Raw genomic sequence first — 18,980 nt, forward strand, 5'->3', positions numbered from 1 at the left:
ACGGCGACCGCGCGAACCGGAGACACCGAAAGAGTCATAGCGCGAACGTAGCACCAGGCTGCAGCGTCAGTACGAGCGAGCCCGAACTGCCCCAAGCAGTAGCCCAGCTCGTACTGCGGCGAGGATTCACGCAGTGGGTGGAGGCGGGCAACCTTCAGGGCATGACGTACATCGTGCTGAGCCTGCCCGGCAGTTGAGTCGACGGGCTGTCACTGCCGCGTCTCCCATCGCACCGCCTCCTCAAGGACGAACCGGGCCCCGTCGAAGTCGGCCAGACGGGCGGCGACGGTGTGTGCGGCGAGGTGCTCGGGCAGGGCGGCCGAAAACTTCAGACCCTGTACGGCGCGGGGGTTGACCTCGGGTAGGACCAGGCGCTCGGTGAGGTCGGCGAGGGCATCCTGCCAACTCTGCCGTGTCATTGCTGCACTGAGGCGGATACAGGCGTCGTCGGGCTGTTGTACGGGGTCAGCGACGGCACCGAGGGAGGCAATGAGGGTGGCGTTGGCGCGGAAGCCGGCCCAGGTCCACCATTCGAGTTTGTCACCCTCGCGGAGCAGGAGTGTCCCGCGCGCGTCGACGTGTGCGGCGCGGTTCTCGCGGAGCTCGGCGAGGCGTGCTTGTGCGCGCCGGGTGAAGCGGACGGGCGGGTCCGCGCCGAGGAGTACGTCGCGCATGGCGCGGGTGAGCGGGAAGGAGAGGCCGCTGAGTCCGTAGCTCTCCCATCGGGCGCGACCGCCGCCTTCGGCGGGTTCGACGAAGGCGCGTCTGCGGTTGAAGTCGATATGGCCGACCTGCCAGCTGCGTCCGCCTAGGAGTAGCAGGCGCGGCCCATCCCGCTGTTCCAACAGAAGCCCTGGGTCGATAGTGCCGAGATCCTTGCGGCCGAAGTAGACGGTGAATTGCGGCGGGGCGGTGAAGGCAGCAGTGAGGGCCATGAAGTGGCGGCGGCCGAAGTGCTTCTCGGCCTGGGAGCCGATGAAGAGGAGTCCGTCGTCGGTGTCGAGGAAGCCCTCACCGACCAGGTACTTCAGGATCGGCGTCGCGCTCTTGTCGAAGGGGGCGAGACCGTTCCACTCCTCGTGCCAGGTGTGGTCGCCGAGCGTGTGCTGCTGCAGGACCGCGGCGAGAATCTGCTGGGCAACGAGGTGGCGCGGCTGTGGCGGCGGGACGACGGGCTCGATCCAGTGACGGCCCCACAGCAGGAGCAGTGCCGCGGCTTTCAGGAAGGCAGGCTCGTCGACGGCGAGGAAGAGGGCATTGCGTATGGTCCCGGTGCGCCGTCCCGTGCGGCCCAGGCGTTGCAGGAAGGCGGCGACAGTGTCAGGGGCGCCGACCTGGATGACTCGATCCAAGTCACCTACGTCTATGCCGAGTTCAAGGGTCGACGTGGAGACAATCACGCAGTCGCGGGCCTCTGCGAAGGCTTCTTCGGAGCGGCGCCGCTCGTCGAGGGAGAGGGAAGAGTGGGAGAGGTAGGTCGTCACGCCGCGGAGGCGGAGCTTCTCACCGAGTTCCTCGACCGAGGCGCGGGAGTCGCAGAAGACGAGACGCTTCTCGCCACTGTGGAGGAGGGAGATGAGTTTGGCTGCGTTGTCGAGGGAGCCCACATAGTCGAGTTCGATGTCGCCGGGTGGTGGGGCGCTTCCTGCGGGCGCCGTGCGATGAACGCCAGGTGCGACGACGCGGCCCGCGCGCTCGTGTGGTTGTGCCCCTTGCAGCCAGTGCAGCAGGTCCTCGGGGTTACCGACGGTGGCGGACAGACCGATGCGCTGGATGCGCCGCCCTACGAGGCGCTCGAGTCGCTCGAGTACGGCGAGCAGGTGCCAGCCGCGGTCGTCCGAGGCAAAGGCGTGCACCTCGTCGACGACGACGGCCCGCACCCCGCCGAGCATGTGCTTGTGGTCAGTCTTCTTGCTGATGAGCTGCGCTTCGAGAGATTCGGGTGTGGTCAGGAGGATGTCGGGGCTTTCGACCCTCATCCGCTTGCGGGCGGATTCCCTGGTGTCGCCGTGCCACAGCCCCGCCGTACGGCCTAGCCATCCCGCGTAGGTCTCGAGGCGCGGTTCGAGGTTGTTGAGGAGAGCTTTGAGGGGAGCGAGGTAGAGCACCGACGTGCCCTGCCAGTCGCTGTTTTCCATGGCCGCGAGCAGCGGGAAGGAGGCCGCCTCGGTCTTGCCACCCGCGGTGGGGGCGAGCAGTACGGTGTCCTCCCCGTCCATCAGCGGGTCGATGGCGGCCTTCTGCAGGGGACGCAGGTCGGGCCAGCCGAGGGTGTTGACGATGTGGTGCAGGAGTACGGGATGCAGGCGATTCACCGGATCTGGGCGCTCCGCCTGGTCCGATGCCATCACAGTTCCAGGCCGATGTCGTCGGCGGCCGCCGCGTTGCGTTCCACATCGCTCAACTCGGTCCGGGAAACGGTGAGGTGGTAGTGGACCCGCGGGTCGAACTCCTCGAACTGGTCGATCCGGTCGAGGACGTCCCCGACGAGCTTCTTCAAGAAGATCCGCGGGGCGACGCCGACCTTCCCGCCTAGTCGCCCGCCGACGGCCTTGGCGAGGTCACCGATGTAAGCCTCGTCGGCCACCTCCCGGATCCGTACTGGATCGCCTGCCCCGGCGGCGTAAAGGTCCCGGACCTTCAGCCCGAGCTGGACGAGGCGCTCCCCGGTGAAGCCCGGCAACCGGATCTGTACGGCGCGCGGGTTGTCGAAGCGCGGGTCGGTCGAGAAGTCGGTGGCGAGCCGCTGCGCGAGGGGGGCGAGTCGCTGCACACCCTGCGGCCCGTCGTAGAAGGCCGGGGTGCCGGTGATCACCAGATAGAGGCCGGGGAATCGTCCGGAGTGCACCTCATCGATGAGCTGGCGCAGCGCGTTGAGGGCCTTGTCGCGGGCGTCGGAGCGGACCCGCTGCAGCGTCTCCACCTCATCGAATACGACGACGAGGCCGGCGTGACCGGTGTCGCGCAGGACGGTGAGGAGCCCCTGGAGGAACCCGAGTGCCCCGAAGTGGTCGAGGTCACCGCGCACCCCGGCCGCCTTGCGCGCCGCGGCGGACACGTGCGGCTGCCCACCGAGCCAGGCGAGGACGGCGGCGGCCGATGTATCGTCGCCGACCTCGAGCGCCTGTCGGTAGCCGCGCAGAGCGGCGGCGAAAGCCGGCGCTTGCCGGGAGACCTCGGCGAGGCGTGCCGACATCAAACGCTCAACGGCGTCAGCGAGCGCGTCCTCGGCGACACCGTCGGCGAGGGCATCCTCCTCCAGTGCGTAGAACCAGCCGTCCACAACCTGCTGAAGCGCACTGGGTGGATAGGCCGCAGTGGTGAGCCGCTCGATGAGCCTTCGGTAGACGGTTTCGAGTTTGTGCAGCGGCGTCTCGTTCTCCGACACCTGGATCTCACAGACGGCAAGGCCGCGGGCCTTGCCGCGCTCGGCGAGCCATCGGGTGAAGAACGTCTTGCCGGAGCCGTACTCGCCACGCACTGCTTTGAAAACGGAGCCGCCGCCTGCGACGGTTTCCAGCTCCTCGTCCAAAGCGGGGGTGAACCGGTCGAGGCCGGTCGCGAGCAGATCGAGCCCCTGCTCGGGCACGGCTCCCCGTCGCAGTGCGTCCACGACGCCTCGTCGCCGTACGGCGCTGACCTGACCACGTACGTCATTCACGGGCACCATCCTCGCAAACCTGACCTGCTGCTGCCCGGGAGTCGGTGTGCGCGATGACTTCGGTACCGCGATCCCGGGGCCGGAAGGCCCATGTGCGGGATGAGCGGAAAAGGGCTGGGGGAAGGTGATCGCGCCCGTACAATCTGACAAACTGACAACCCATCAGGGTGGCTGTCGGGATGCCGGACACGAGCTGCTCGGTGCAACCGTTCACCACCGGGGTCAGCACTTACGGCAGGGCGCGGGGGGATCGGAGAGCAAGGCTGATGAAGAAGGGTCGCTGGACGGCCGTCGCTCCTTCCGAGTTCCCGCACGAGCAGGCGGCCCTAGAGAGGATCCTCACGCCTCTGCCGGACGACGGTCCATGGCGGGCCTGGTCCAACTTCACCTTCGTCAGTCAGACGGGTCACGTTCGTGAGGTCGACCTCCTGGTCGTGACGCCGGGTGGCGTGCACATGATCGAACTGAAGAGTCTGCACGGCCGGGTGGAACGGCGTGGCGGCCAGTGGGTGCAGATCCCGCCGGGGAACCGACGCGGGTACGGCAAGGGTCTCGGCGATCCCCTGCGCCTCACCAACCAGAAGTCCAAGGAACTGGCTTCCCTGCTGCGCAGGTACGGCGCGAAGGTATACATCACCGAGGGTGTGTGCTTCACCGAGGACGGCCTCGACCTGGCGCTGCCGCCGCACGAGTTGAACGCCCACATCTACAACGGCATCCCGGCCCTCCTCGCAGAACTTCAGCTGCCGCCGCGCGAGGACCGGTTCAGAATCTCGTCCCAGGGCAGCGTCGACATCGACAGGACGCTCGCCCAGGTCGGTATCCAGCAAGTTGTCAGGGAGGCGAAGGTCGGACCGTTCATCCTGGACAAGCGGCCCTTCGACACTGGTGCCACCTGGGCCGATTACGTGGGCAGCCACGAGCAACTATCCGAGACCGTACGGGTACGGGTCCATCTGCGGCCCCGTAATTCGAGCAGCGAGGCGCGCAAAGCACTGGTCGAGGCGGCGAGGCGGGAGGCCGACACACTGAAGCGGATCCACCACCCAGGTGTGGTGCGCATCCGGGACTACTACCCCTCCGACCATGAAGCGGGCCCGGCGCTCACCTTCGATCACCATCCGGAGCGGCTGCACCTGGACGAGTTCCTCGACCGGTGGGGCGGGAAGCTGGACCTGGAGGATCGGCTCGCACTTGTCCGCCAGATCGCCGAGGCGATCAAGTACGCACACGCCAAGCGGCTTTATCACCGCGCCCTCACCCCACGCTCGATCCATGTCATCCCCCGTTCCAAGGGCGCGGCAGGGCGTGAGCTGAGCGAGGAGGAGCGCTGGCGGCGGCCCGTGATGCAGGTCTCCGACTGGCAGTTGGCCTCGCGTACGGTGACCTCCAGTGGAGTGTCCCTGGCGCCGTCCACCGTGTCGGGCGGGAGTGTCGACGACGCCTCGGACCCTTACCTGGCGCCGGAGTTGACCGCCCCGAAGGCCGATCCGGCGCGCATGGACGTGTACGGCATCGGCACGCTCGCCTATCTTCTCACCGCCGGCAGCGCTCCCGCCCCGACCCGCGCGGAGCTGCAGGCCGGCGCGGAGAGGGGCGAGCGGCTGGCACCGTCGGTGGTCAAGGACGGCATCCCGCCATTCCTGGATGACCTGATCGATGCCGCCACCGCCCAACAGCCGGACCGGCGACTCGACGCAGTGGGCGACTTCCTGGAGATGCTGGCGGACGTCGAGGAGGACCTCCGGCCCGCTGCTGTACCGGACGACGAGCAACCGCTGCAGGAGGAGGCCGCCGACGACCTCGATCCGCTGGAGGTCCCACCCGGCACGTTGTTGCGGGGACGCTGGCTGGTACGCCGCCGCCTCGGTACCGGCTCGACGGCGCGCGCCCTCCTCGTACTCGACGAGCAGCAGGGGAAGAACGACGCGTTCGCGGTGCTGAAGGTGGCGCTCGACGACGACAAGTCGGAGGCATTGCAGCGCGAGGCGGAAACCCTCGGTCGACTGCGGGACTCGAACATCATCCGGCTGCTCGTGCCTGGCACGTTCACCGTGGGCGGGCGTACGGTCCTGGCCACCGAGTACGTCGGCAACATCAAGGCCGAGGCCGACGACAAGCGCGACGACCGCACCGCGCGGGACGAGACCATGGCGCGCGTCTTGGGTCGCCAGGGCCGTCTCACCATGGACGACCTGGAGCGCTACAGCGACAACCTTTTCAACGCCCTCTACTACCTGGAAGGCGAGAGCGTCTGGCATCGCGACATCAAGCCGGACAACATCGCGATCCGGATCCGTCCCAACGGCACTAGGCAGGCTCTGCTCCTCGACTTCTCGCTGGCCGCCGTCTCGGCCCGCGAGACCGGCGCCGGCACATCCGGCTATCTGGACCCGTTCGTCGGCACTGTCATGCGGAACCTGTACGACGACGCCGCGGAGCGGTACGCGCTCGCCGTGACACTGCACCAGATGGCCTCGAACGAGCTGCCCCAGTGGGGCGACGGGTCCGTCACCCCACGTATGACGGATCCGAAGGAGTGGCCGTACCCGACGATCCAGTCGGAGGGCTTCGAGGACGAACTGCGCGACGGGCTGACCGAGTTCTTCCGCAAGGCGTTAAGTAGAGATGCGAAGCAGCGCCACAAGGACCTGCGGGACATGCGGACGTCCTGGCAGAGGGTGTTTCAGGACGCGCAGCGGCTGGCCGCCAGCGCCGGACACGAGTCACTGAGGCGGCAAGGACAGAGCTCCGCGCCGGACAGCGAAGCAGACACCGCTGAGCTGCGCGACCAGCTGGCCGAGGTCGCCACCCGTGACACTCCTCTGGTGCGTGCGGGTCTGACACCGTCCGCTTACTCGATCCTGCGGGACATGAAGCTCACCACGGTCGGTGCGTTCCTCGACCGGGCCAGCCAGACGTTCATCAACCGGCCGGGGCTCGGCGCCCGGACACGTACGGAGATCCAGCGCCGGCAGAAGGAGTGGCGTGCCCGCCTTGGCTCGCGGCCCGAGCCGGAACCGGAGCCAGAGCCGTCGCCGGAGGAGAGGACGCAGCGCGAGGCGGATCCCGAGCGCATTGTCGGGGTGGTCTCCGACGCCCAGGACATCGACCATCTCCTGGTCGGGATCGTCCCGCCTGCCGCCGGTCGGACGAAGCGGCTGCACGAGGTGGCCGTGCACCTGCTGCGTGTACCCGGCGCCGACGGGACGCTACCGAACCTTCCGGTGTGGCCGCGACAGTACGACGCAGCGCAGGCTGTCGGGTTCGCCAACCAAGCGTCGATCTCGGGCGAGTTGAAGAAGTTACGCAAGCGCTGGGCGGAGGACGAGGGCCTGCTGGAGCCGCGAGCGGCGGTTCTGGAGCAGCTCCGCGTGCTCGGCCGAGTCGCCTCCGTGGATGCCCTTGCGGGCTGGCTGCTCGGCACCCGTGGCTACTCCCTGGGCGATCCGGAGGTACGACGGGCCGCCGCCTTCGCCGTGCTGCGCGCGCTGATTGAACGCGAGCAGCATCTGCCCGTCGATGAGCGGGCCTTCCAGCACTTCGCCCCGTACAAGGCAACCGATCCGGTGCGCCGCGCGGGCTTCCTCGCGCTGGAGGTCGACCCGGACAACGAAGCCGACGGCCCCGACACCCCGACCGCGCCCGCGCTGCTGAGCTATGTGAAGCGGCTCGGCGACGCCGCCGACCGGCTCGCGGGCCGGGACGCCCTGCCCGGCTTGAGCACCGTCCTCGCCGAGCTCAGCGCCGTGAGACTGCCCGAGGGTGACTTCCCCTGGGACGACCGGCGCGTCGCCACCCTCGCCGCCCAGGCGAGTCAGAACGCCGCGCTGTCGCCGCGGCTCGAGATCTACCCGCGCGACCTGGGCCTCGATCGCGCCCTGCGGCTCACCCAGGCGGGTCTGGTCCGCATCCTGCCGGGTCTGCCCGAGCAGCAGCAGCCAGGGCTCCCCCTGCGCGAGGTCCTCGAACGGGTCAACGACCGCTTCCCCGCTCTGGCAGTGCTCACCGGGATGAAGGACAGGCCCGAAGAGCTCCTCAAGGCGCTTCGCGAGGCAGGGTTCGACCTCAAGTACGCGGCCGACAAGAAGACGTTCCTGCCCCGGAAATTCGAGGCGGTCCAGTCGTACATCTCGGCCCTCAGCGGCAGCGGCTCCGGAACCGGAGGCCTGCTGGATCGGGAGTCGACCGCAGCTCGGGCCGATGCGCAGCTGGCGGGCGCCGCACGCCGCGACGGGCTCCGAGTGCTGACCGTGCGCGCGCGGATCGCGCCGGTGGTGGGACGGGAGCTGCACCGCCAGTACGGGGCTCGGGCAATGTCGGTGACCGAATTGTTCCTGAAGGGGCTGCGGGGCGACCTCACGCCCGGGCGCGAGATGCCGAAGTGGGAAGTCGTCGTCAAGGCGGACACCCTCCCGGCCGGGCAGCGGCCGACGGGGTTCGCGAACCTGCTGGCGGCGGTGTGGCAGGCCGTGCAGGGAGTCCTGGAAGGGGAGCTGGCGACGGGACACGAGGCTGACGCCGGCCAGGGCCCCGTTCTCCTCACCGACGCCGCCGTCTTCGCCCGCTACGACGGCATGCACGTCCTCGACCGGCTGACCGCGCTCGCCAGGCGTGGCGGCTGCCCCCTGTGGGTCTTGGTCGCCCAGGACGACGAATCCGCTGTCCCGAAATTCGCCGGACGCCCCGTCCCGTACCTCGAGGCCCAGCAGGAGTGGATCTCCATTCCCAAGTCCTGGACCCGCATGCACGAACCGAACGCCCTTGAAGGAGCCACCACGTGATCGACCGCAAGGCGCTGTTATCCGACCTGCAGGCACAGGTTAAGGCGGCGGAGACAGACCTCGAGGGTCAGGCGAAGAGGGAAAGCGCGGTACGCGAACGGCTCCGTGCCGAGTACGAAGCCTCGAAGAAGGTCGGCCGTACGGCGGCGACCTGGCAGTCCTGGCTCGATGAGCGGATCACGCAGGTGGCGGTGGCGTGGGTGCTCGGAACCGTCTTCGTACGGTTCGTCGAGGACAACGGCCTGGTACCGGAGCCGTACATTACCGCGCCCGACATCGCCGGGCGCGAGGTCGCGCAGGCACGGTACGACGAGTACGTGGATAAGGCGAAGGACCCCACGTACCGCGGCTGGTTCGAGCGAGCCTTCGAAGAACTTGCGGAAGGGCCGGCGGGGGCACTGCTGTTCTCGCCGCACAATCCGTTACGGCAGATCCCGCTCTCGCACGAGGGAGCGGGAGCGCTGCGGGACTTCTGGCAGCGCACGATCGACGATGAGGTCGGCACGCTGATCCATGACTTCACGGACCCGCTGTCGGGCGACGGCGACGGGACAGAGGGGTGGGACACCCGGTTCCTGGGCGACCTGTACCAGGACCTGAGCGAGGCCGCCCGGAAGAACTACGCGCTGCTGCAGACCCCGGAGTTCGTGGAGGAGTTCATCCTCGACCGGACGATGAACCCGGTGATACGGGAGCGGGGCGGCGTCGAAGGCCTGAAGATGATCGACCCGACGTGCGGGTCGGGCCACTTCGTGCTCGGTGCCTTCCGGCGGCTGGTACGGGAGTGGGCTGCGCAGCGGCCGGAGCTGGATGCGTACGCGCGGGTGCGCGGGGCGCTGAAGTCGGTGCACGGGGTGGACATCAACCCATTCGCGGTGGCGATCGCGCGGTTCCGGCTGCTGATCGCGGCAATGGCGGCGGCAGGGGTGCGGACGCTGGGGGAGGCGGCGGGGATCGATTGGCCTATGCAGTTAGCGGTGGGGGACAGCCTCATAAAGCCACGCGAGGTGACGGGCCGACTGTTCACGGCCGAGGGCGACCCGCTGGCCGAGTTCAAGTACGCGACCGAGGACATCCAGGACCGTCCGCACCTTCTGGACGAGGGCCGCTACGACGTGGTCGTGGGCAATCCGCCGTACATCACGGTCAAGGACAAGGAACTCAACAAGCACTATCGGGAGTTGTACGACGCCTGCTCAGGTAAGTACGCGCTGTCGGTGCCGTTTGCTCAGCGCTTCTTCGAGTTAGCGAAGAAGGGCGGGGCCGACGGCAAGGGCTATGGCATGGTCGGCCAGATCACGGCGAACTCCTTTATGAAGCGGGAGTTCGGGACGAAGCTCATCGAATCCTTCTTCCGTGATGCGGTGGAACTGACCGAGGTCATTGACATGAGCGGGGCGTACGTCCCAGGACACGGGACGCCGACGGTCATCCTTGTCGGACGGAACCGTGACTGGACGCAGGGGCGGGGGGACACGATTCGCACGGTGCGCTCGGTGCAGGGGGAGCCTTCGGCTCCGAAGGAGCCGGAACGGGGACTGGTGTGGTCGGCAATCGTCGAGCAGATCGATGAGCCGGGGTCGGTGAGTCAGTGGCTTTCGGTGGGGGACCTGGACCGGGGGGAGTACTTCGGGAGGCATCCGTGGGTATTGGCAGCCGGTGGTCGAGAGATGCTGTCCCGGCTTGCGGACAGCTCGAATGGATCACTGTCCGCACTCGCAAGCGAGGCCGGCATCATGTCGGTCACAGGCGAAGACGATTTGTACCTGCTGCCAGCCGACTGCACGGCGTCGCGGATCGGTGTGCCGCAGACTCATCCACTTGTGACTGGTGACGCCATCCGCGACCACGAGATCCGTTACACATACGACACGGTTTGGCCGTACGACGAGAAGTTTAAAGTCCTTCCCCTGGCGGAGATCCCAGAGGTCGCCAAATATCTGACGCCTTACCGTGCGGCGATTTCGCGGCGCCGCCGTTTTGGCACTCCCATGATTGAGCGCGGACTTGCCTGGTATGAATGGCAGGAGCTCTATGCCGCCAAGCTGCGTTCTCCCCTCTCCATCACCTGGGGCGAAGTCGCAACCCATAACCACTTCGTGTTGGACCGGAGTGGAAACGTGTTCAACAGGACTGCTCCGGTGGTCAAGCTGAGAGAAGAAGCGACTGAGGAGGAGCACCTCCAGTTGCTCGGCGTGCTCAACAGCTCCACGGCTGCGCTCTGGCTCAAAATGGTCTGCCACGACAAGGGTAATGGCGGTATTGGCGGTGGAATTGCGAGTGGGGAATGGGAGCGCTTTTACCAGTTTAACGGTATGAACGTCCAAGATTTCCCCCTCCCGCCCGCCTACTCCACCACCCTCGCCATCGCCCTAGACACCTTCGCACAGCAACTCGCCACCACCACCCCCACCGCCGTAGCCACCTCCGCCACTCCCAGCGCCGCCGCCCTCCGCGAAGCCCGCACCACCTACGACGCCACCCGTGCCCAGATGATCGCCCTCCAAGAGGAGCTGGACTGGCACGTCTACGTGCTCTACGGTCTCACCGACACCGACCTTCGCCCCGCCGACCCGGCCGACGTCCCGCCCCTCGCTCTCGGCGAGCGCGCCTTCGAGATCGTGCTGGCCCGTGCCATCGAGCGCGGCGAGGCGTCCTCCGAGTGGTTCACTCGGCACAACTCCGCACCCATTACCGAGTTCCCCGCCCACTGGCCGGCCGCGTACAAGGACATCGTCAACCAGCGCATCGCGATGATGGATTCGAACTCCGCCATCGGCATGGTCGAGCGCCCCGAGTACAAGCGGCGCTGGGCCACCGACGGCTGGGACACCATGCAGAAGCAGGCGCTCCGTGCCTGGCTGCTCGACCGGATCGAGGCCAAGCGTGAGCTGTGGTTCGACAGTGCCGACCAGCCCACGCTCATCTCCCTGTCTCGCCTGACCGACCGCCTCCAGGAGGACGACGACTTCGCCGCCGTCCTCAGCCTCTACGCGCCTCGCGCCGACTTCGCGAAGACAGTCGCCGAGTTGGTCAGCGACCAGCACGTCCCGGCCGCCGCCGCCCTGCGTTACAAGCCCGCCGGCCTCAAGAAGCGCGCCGACTGGGAGCGCACTTGGGAGATGCAGCGCAACGAGGACGCCGCCGCCTCCGAGGAAGAGAAGCGGAAGATCCGTGAGGCGACCGCAGTGCCGCCCAAGTACACCTCCGCCGACTTCCTGCGCACCAGCTTCTGGGCGCAGCGCGGCAAGCTCGATGTCCCCAAGGAGCGCTTCATCTCCCACGGCGCGCAGAACGTCCAGACGCCCGCGCTCCTCGGCTGGGCGGGCTGGGACCATCTCCAGCAGGCGCAGGCCGTCGTCGGTTATCTAAACGAGAACCAGCTGACGCAGGATGAGCTCGTCCCGTACCTCGCCGCCCTGCTTGAACTCCAGCCCTGGCTGGGCCAGTGGCACGGCGAGTACCTCCCCGACTTCGGGCAGTCCGCGGCGCAGGCGTACCACGACTTCCGTCTCGGTCTCCAGGGCGGGCTTGGGCTGACCGACGAGGACATCCGGGCCTGGCGGCCTGTGGCGGCGGCGCGCGGTGGCCGCGCCAAGAAGACGAAGTGAGTAGGGACAAAGACATGGCAGCGAACCCCGCAAACGGCAACCCCGGCACCCCCCTCCTCCGCGAGCTGATCCACATCAAGCCGGAGGTGTCCAGCTCCGACTACGTCCTCCAGCTCGCCGACGCCACCACACCCGAGGGCGCTGAGAAGGCTCTGGCCGATTACGTCGTCACCGACGACCTCGTGCAGCACTTCAACGAGGCCCTCGGCATTATCAAGTCGGCGGTGGACAGCCACTCCTCGAAGGCCGCGTATCTGCACGCCTCCTTCGGTGCCGGTAAGTCGCACTTCATGGCCGTACTGCACGCCCTGCTCAACCAGGCTCCGGCGGCTCGCAACAAGACCGACTTCGACCCGGTGTTCGCGAAGAACGGGTGGCTGCAGGACGGCCACCGGCGGTTCCTGATGGTGCCGGTGCACATGCTCGACGCCAAGTCGATGGAGCAGCGGATCCTCGGCGGGTACGTCAAGCGGATCAAGGAGTTAGAGCCCAAGGCTTCGACCCCGCGGGTGTACCGCACCGATGCCATGTTCCGAGACCTGCAGTCCATGCGGGAACGGCTGGGCGACGAGGCCGTGATCGAGTTCCTGGCGGGTGCCGTGCCTGCCGAAACCAGCGGAGACTGGGGCGAGTTCGGGGCCGATTTCGCCTGGACCTCCGAGCTGCTCGATGAGGCCATGGCCGCCGAGGAGCTGGAGGTCGGAGAGGAGTTCAACCCCGCTGACCCGTCCGCCCCGGGGGAGCTGCGGGCCCGGCTTGCCCAGGACACCGCCAAGGTGCTGCCCGGCTACGAGGAGCGCGCCGTCGAGCAGGACGGCGGCTTCATCAGCCTCGACCGGGGCCTGTCGGTGATCGCCCAGCACGCGAAGAGTCTGAACTACGACGGGATCGTGCTCTTCCTCGACGAGCTGATCCTTTGGTTCGCCTCCCGTATCTCCTCCTCGGAGTTCGTATCCCGCGAGACCGCGAAGATCACGAACCTGGTGGAGGGTGGCGACGAACGCCGGGCCGTCCCCGTCGTGTCGTTCATCGCCCGCCAGCGCGACCTTCGCGACCTGGTCGGGTCTGCTGAGGACGGGGGCCGCTATCAGCGCGCCATCGTCGACAACCTGGAACTTGCCTCGGGGCGGTTCGACCGCATCAGCCTAGAGGATCGCAACCTTCCTCAGATAGCCCACTCGCGCCTCCTGAGGCCGCTGTCGACCGAGGCGAATGCGGTGATCGGGGAGGCGTTCAAGAAGGCGAAGTCCACCAACGCCAAGTTCTGGGACGAACTCCTGGGCGGCGACGGGAACAACGTGGGTGCCACGGAGACCGCGTTCCGCTTCACGTACCCCTTCTCGCCAGCCTTCATGGACACCCTCGTCCACCTGTCCTCGGCCCTTCAGCGCTCGCGCACCGGCCTCAAACTGATGGGTGAACTCCTCGCCGCGCGGCGCAATCTGCTGCGCGTTGGCGAGCTGGTACCGCTCGGCGACGTCTGGGCACTGATCTCGGGCGGCGGCGACAAGCCGTTCACCGACGAGCTGCGGGCTGTGTTCGAGGAGGCAGACCGGCTGTACCGCAACCGGATGCGTCCTTACCTCCTCGACCAGCACCGGGTCGAACCGAGGCAGGTCGCGGCGTACCAACAGGACCCTGCCGCCATCGAGGATGGTGACCTCTCCCGCAGGCTCAAGCAGTTCACCGACGACGACCGGTTGATGTCGACCCTTGTCCTGTCCGCCCTCGCGCCCGCCGCGCCCGCCTTCCAGAACATGACGGTCAAGCGGCTCCTGGCCCTCAACGCCGGCACCATCAAGGCGCTCCTCCCCGGCGGCGAGATACCCGCTTTGATCAACAAACTGAAGGAGTGGGCGGGCCGCATCCCTGAGATCAAGCTCGCGGGCGACGGCGTGGCGATGACCGTACGCCTGGAACTGACCGGTGTGGACATCGACTCTGTCGTCCGTAACGGCCGCGAAGCCTTCGACAAGCCCCGCTACCGTCACGATGCCGCTGTCGAGCTACTGCGCTCGGAGTTCGCACTGACCGTGGCCAAGGGGCAGGGCGGTTTCGACGCGTACGACACCGTCGACTTCACCTGGCGGGGCAGCAAGCGGCGTACCGAGGTCGTCTTCGCCAATATCGCCGACCGGGAGGAGACCCCCGACTCCACGCTCACTCCGACCGACACAGAGACCTGGCGACTCGTCGTCGACCTTCCGTGGGACGAGGGCGAGTTCGGGCCGCGCGAGGACCTGAACCGTATGAACAGCTTCTGGGAGCGGCACCCCGAAGTCCAGCACTCCCTTGCCTGGGTGCCCACCCATATGACGACGACGATGTATGCGGACTTCAACCGGTACGTGGTCATCAAGCGGATCCTGAACAGCGGCAGCGACTTCGACAGCCGTTTTGCCGCTCACCTCGGCCCCGACGACCGGGTGCGAGCACGAGGGCTGCTCGCCACGCAGGCCGACACCCTGCGCGACCGGGTTCTCGCCGCGTTCAAGCAGGCGTATGGCCTGGCAAAAAAGCAGGAGGGGGACGTCCTCGACGACTTCTCGGACCACATCGCCACCAAGCCGGGCGCGACCACGCCCGCGCTCGGTTTGAGCGCCGCACCGCGCGAAGCGATCCGTGACATTGCGGGCAAGATGCTCGCCTGGCAGTACCCGGCGCACCCCGACCTCGGCGCACAGGCCGTCACGCCCGCCCAGGCGCGTACCGTCCTCGGGTACATCAGCGACGCTGCCGGGGCCCGCGAGGGCAAGGCGGAGATCGCGCGCGGAGACCAGGAGCTGATGCGGACGGTCGCACAGCCGCTCAAGCTCGGCACGATGGGGGAGAGCTACTTCACCCTCAGCGGGCATTGGCGCGAGCACTTCAACCGGCTCGCGAAGAACGACCCGAACCCGGACATAGGCTACGGCTCGCTGACCGCGTGGATGGACGAACCGCAGCGTATGGGGCTCCCGACCCACATCCAGCAGCTCATCGCGGCCGCGTACGGCGAGATGGAGGACCGAGTGTGGGTCATCGGCGGGGCCCCCGTAGCCGACCTCAAGCTGGGCGAGATCAAGGACGGCTGGGCGTTGCGGCGCCAGCCCTTGCCCTCCGAGCCGGACTGGGAGTCGGCCCGCGCGCGCTGCGAGAAGGTCTTCGGCAAGAAGGCCCTCGTGCAGTTGCGCGGGCGGATCGTCAACTCCTTCGCCGATCTGGTGCGTACCGAAGTCGACAAGCTCTTGCCGGCCAATCGCGAGCTGGTGGCCGAGCTGGAGCGGCGAGCGGACTTCCTCGGCCTCGACGACACCGCCGTCACCGGCCGTCTGCACACCGCACGCCGCGGCCTTGCCCTGCTCGAGGAGCTGCTCGCCGAGAAGGGACGCGGGGCCAAGCGGGTCGTCGAGGCCCTCGCCGCCTTCGGCCTCGGCGAACTGACGCCGGAACGGATCGGCTCATCCGTCACGACGGCGGACGCGGTGGCGTCCGCCCTGCAGAACGCGTCCTGGGACGTGCTCGAACTCGGCGCGGGCATGGATGCCCTCACCACCCTCCAGGAGGACGCGCGCGAGGACCAGTTCAGCAGGAAGCTGCAGGACGCCCTGCCGCGTGCTCAGCGGGCGATCACCCAGGCCCTGGCCGTCCAGCGGCAACAGCAGAGGCGGACCGAACCACCGGTTGCCACCCCGGCCTTGCCCACCCCGGACCAGGTGCCGCTGACCGCCGACACCTCGCACTCGAAGGTCGAGACCACTGCTCGTACAGGCTCGGTGCGGGGCAGCGCTGCCGAGGTCGAGCAGGCCCTGCACCAGGTGGCGGCTGCGCATGCCGGCAAGGCCATCGAGATCACGTGGAAGGTGGTCGACTGATGCCCCAGGCCGGTCGGGGCATCGCCCGCCTCACGCCCACCGCCGTCGCGAACTACCTTGCGGGTCAGCGCGCGCTGCTCAAAGGCCCCGAGCAGCCGGACGGCGACGCTCGCCAGGTGGTGCTCCTGCGTTCGGCACCCACGTGGGAGGAGCAGGCGATCCTGCCCTGGAACGGCGGCCGGCGCGCACGGGTGGCTGCCGCGCCGTCCGTGCTCGCCATCTACGAGGAGGCGCTCAGCCACCTCGACGCCCCTGGTCCCGGTTCGGTAGGGGACCCGTCGCTGCTCGTCCTGCTTACCGACCGGGAGGACGCCGAACTCGACCCCGGCATCCTGGTCCGCGCGTACCGGCACGCCATCCAGCACGTCGACAACTGGGACCTCATCCGCGAGACCTTCGCCGCCTCCGGTATCGATCCACGACTCGGCGACGAGACCTGGGGGGTGGCCGAGGCACTCCTCGAAGCCACCCCCGCGGGCGGCTGGCCCGGCCTCAACCGGCAGGTACTGTCCCGTACGCACGCCCTCACCGCCCTCGCGCGGCGGCGGCTGCTGCTCGGCGCGGACGCCCAGCTCGACATCGACACTCTGCTGCTGTGGAGCCGCACCTCCTCCGAGGGGCCGCGCGCCTACCGCGCGCTGCGCGACGGGGAGCGTGCCGGGCTGCGGCGCTTCCTCGCCGAGGTGGACCAGGCCGGTCCGACCGCCGATGCCCTTCTGTCGATCGCCGAGCACGACGAGCCGTCGGTCGCCCTGCCGTTCGGGCTTGTCGCCGCCGCGCTGTGGCAGCACGCCCCGAACGGCCCCGAGGTCTACCGGGCGCGCGGCCGAGCGGAGAACATACTCGGCCGCGAGTTCACCGACGAGGCCATGCGGCGCTACGGGGAATCCGCCGAGAACCTCGTCGCACGCAACGCACAGCTCCTCGCCGAGGTCACCCCGGACGCCGAACGGCTCGCCGGACATCTGGGTGCGACCGAGGCCGTACGCCACAGCCCCTACCTGCCCGCAGGACTCGAAGCGCGCCTGGCCGCCGTGGGTTCGGCGATTGCCGGCCGCGATCTCGACGCCTGCCATACGGCGCTACGCGCAGTGCAGGCGCACCACCTTGCCGAGACGGCCCGCACCCGGATCGGCCGCGCCCGGATGGCCGTGCGCCTGGTGCAGTGGTTGGCCGCCGAACCTGAATGGACACCGGACACCGTCGCGGGCGCCCTCGCCCACTACAACGCCGAACTCTCCTGGGCCGACCGTGCTTTGGAGTACCTGGAGGCGGGCGGCGATACCGAGCCCGTCCTGTCCGTCGCCTACGACGCGCTCGGCGCCGACGTGCGTAAGGTGCGGCGCCGCATGGACCGGGCTTTTGCCGAGCGGGTCGCCGAATGGACTACAGCGGGTACCGCTCCCGGTTCGATGCTGACGGTCGAGTCCTTCCTCGAGCGGGTCGCGAAGCCTGTGGTGAAGTCCCAGCGGCGACTGATGCTGCTCGTCGTGGACGGCATGAGTGCCGCCCTGGCGGGACAGCTCGGCGAGGAACTTGCGGCGAACTGGACCGAGTACGACCCCACCGGCGAGAAGCAAACGCCCCCCACCCGCCAAGCGATGGCCGCCGCCCTGCCCACCGTCACCGCCGTCAGCCGTACCACTCTCCTCACCGGCACCCTGCAACGAGGGGACCAGAAGACCGAGAAACGTGAATTCCCGTCCCTGCGACTGTGGTCGGGGCACAAGGCGGCCGTTTTCCACAAGGACGACCTCCGTCCGACCAGCACAGGTGGACGCTTCGGGCCCGCCCTGGAGGCCGCGCTGGCCGACGATGTCTCACACCTCGCGGTCGTCCTCAATACCGTCGACGACGGCCTGCAGAATGACGAACGCCTCGACGAATGGGACTGGACGATCGATGACATCGATGCCCTGACCCCGCTCCTGGACGAGGCCCGCCGACGAGGCATGGCCGTACTGATCACCAGCGACCACGGTCACGTACTGGAGCACCGGGGCGTGAAGGTCCCCACCCCCGAGGCCGTCAACGCCCGCTATCGCGACGTCCCGGACGGTGTCGCCGAACCACTGGTCAGCGAAGCGGAGACGGTGCTCGCTGGCCCACGAGTGGTCGGGGGCCCCATCGTCGCCCTGTGGTCGGCCGACACCCGCTACACGAGCCGCGCCGCCGGATACCACGGAGGAGTCCACCCGGCCGAGTTCACCATCCCTGTGCTCGCGTACCTGCCGGACGGTTCGACCGAGCACATCCCACCAGGTTGGCGGCAACTCACTGACACCTACGAGCCGGACTGGTGGAAACTGGACACCACGCGCCTGCGCACGACCTCGACACCGCCCTCCACGGAGACCGGGACGGCACAGGAGACGAAGCCTAGGCGCACCCCAAAGAAGTCCGCTCCACAGGACGCGGGTCTGTTCGACATCGCGGTGTCCCCCAAACCCTCCGCGACCGAGGGAACACTGCCAGCCGTGGCAGCTCAGTCGCCGGTGGAGCAGCTCCTGGACGACCTCTTCGCCTCCCGAGCCTTCAGCGACCAGCTCGCTCTCCTCCCTCGCAAACAGGACCCGGAGAGACTTCGCCAGGCCCTCGCAGCACTCTGTGAGAACAACACCCTCCCTCTGACAGCTGTGGCCGCCGCCGCGGGCATGCCACCGGCCCGGGCTCGCGGCTACGCCGCCATCCTCACCCAGCTCCTGAACATGGACGGAGTCCAGGTCCTCGAGCTCCTCCCTGACAACAAGACACTGAAGCTCAACCCGCCGTGGCTGAGAGCCCAGTTCGGGCTTGAGGGGTAGGTCCGTTGCGGGCCTCGCCCTGCACGGAGCCGGCCACGGCTCCGACGATGCCGTTCGACGCCCGGGTGTCATCGCGGCACATCTCGTGTGGCCCCGCTGGGAGAAAATTGGGAGACGATCATGAAAAACCCGCCTCCCGAGACCCGCTCAGACCAACCCTTACCAACCCCCTGACCTGCGGTTTCCCGAATCCCGCAGGTCAGGGAGGGGTCAGGGCCTCATTCGGGACGAAGTGGTCGTGGGTTCAAATCCCGCCGCTGCGACTG

Annotated in this window: 6 protein-coding genes; 4 read left to right on the plus strand and 2 right to left on the minus strand. The window is 68.2% G+C overall.

All coding sequences use genetic code 11. The features are described 5' to 3' along the window. Positions 1-209: 209 nt before the first annotated feature. Both ACIO6U_RS09700 and brxD read right to left on the minus strand, forming a co-directional pair. Positions 210-2,348, minus strand: a complete 2,139-nt coding sequence (locus tag ACIO6U_RS09700; protein WP_391042573.1) for a DEAD/DEAH box helicase — start codon at positions 2,346-2,348, stop codon at positions 210-212. Further along, complete coding sequence (gene brxD / locus ACIO6U_RS09705; protein WP_391042571.1) at positions 2,348-3,670, minus strand: BREX system ATP-binding protein BrxD; 1,323 nt, start codon at positions 3,668-3,670, stop codon at positions 2,348-2,350. The genes ACIO6U_RS09700 and brxD overlap by 1 nt, the downstream gene beginning before the upstream one ends. Before the next feature lie 257 nt (positions 3,671-3,927). Here brxD and pglW point away from each other — a divergent pair, with 257 nt between their 5' ends. Genes pglW through pglZ form a run of 4 tightly spaced genes read left to right on the plus strand, consistent with a single transcriptional unit; the run spans position 3,928 to position 18,714 of the window. Next, positions 3,928-8,445 carry a BREX system serine/threonine kinase PglW gene (gene pglW / locus ACIO6U_RS09710; RefSeq protein WP_401717074.1) on the plus strand — a complete coding sequence of 1,506 codons (4,518 nt, stop codon included), beginning with the start codon at positions 3,928-3,930 and terminating at the stop codon, positions 8,443-8,445. Continuing rightward, positions 8,442-12,056, plus strand: coding sequence for a BREX-2 system adenine-specific DNA-methyltransferase PglX (pglX, locus tag ACIO6U_RS09715; RefSeq protein WP_401717077.1), 3,615 nt, complete (start codon positions 8,442-8,444; stop codon positions 12,054-12,056). The genes pglW and pglX overlap by 4 nt, the downstream gene beginning before the upstream one ends. Positions 12,057-12,070: 14 nt before the next feature. Next, entirely contained in the window at positions 12,071-15,910 is a 3,840-nt protein-coding gene (locus ACIO6U_RS09720) for a DUF6079 family protein (RefSeq protein ID WP_391042564.1), read from the plus strand. Further along, entirely contained in the window at positions 15,910-18,714 is a 2,805-nt protein-coding gene (gene pglZ, locus ACIO6U_RS09725) for a BREX-2 system phosphatase PglZ (RefSeq protein WP_401717080.1), read from the plus strand. Before ACIO6U_RS09720 ends, pglZ begins: the two co-directional genes overlap by 1 nt. Positions 18,715-18,980: the final 266 nt, after the last annotated feature.

This window comes from Streptomyces sp. NPDC087422 (genome assembly GCF_044744145.1).
In the GTDB taxonomy this organism is placed as follows: Bacteria; Actinomycetota; Actinomycetes; order Streptomycetales; family Streptomycetaceae; genus Actinacidiphila.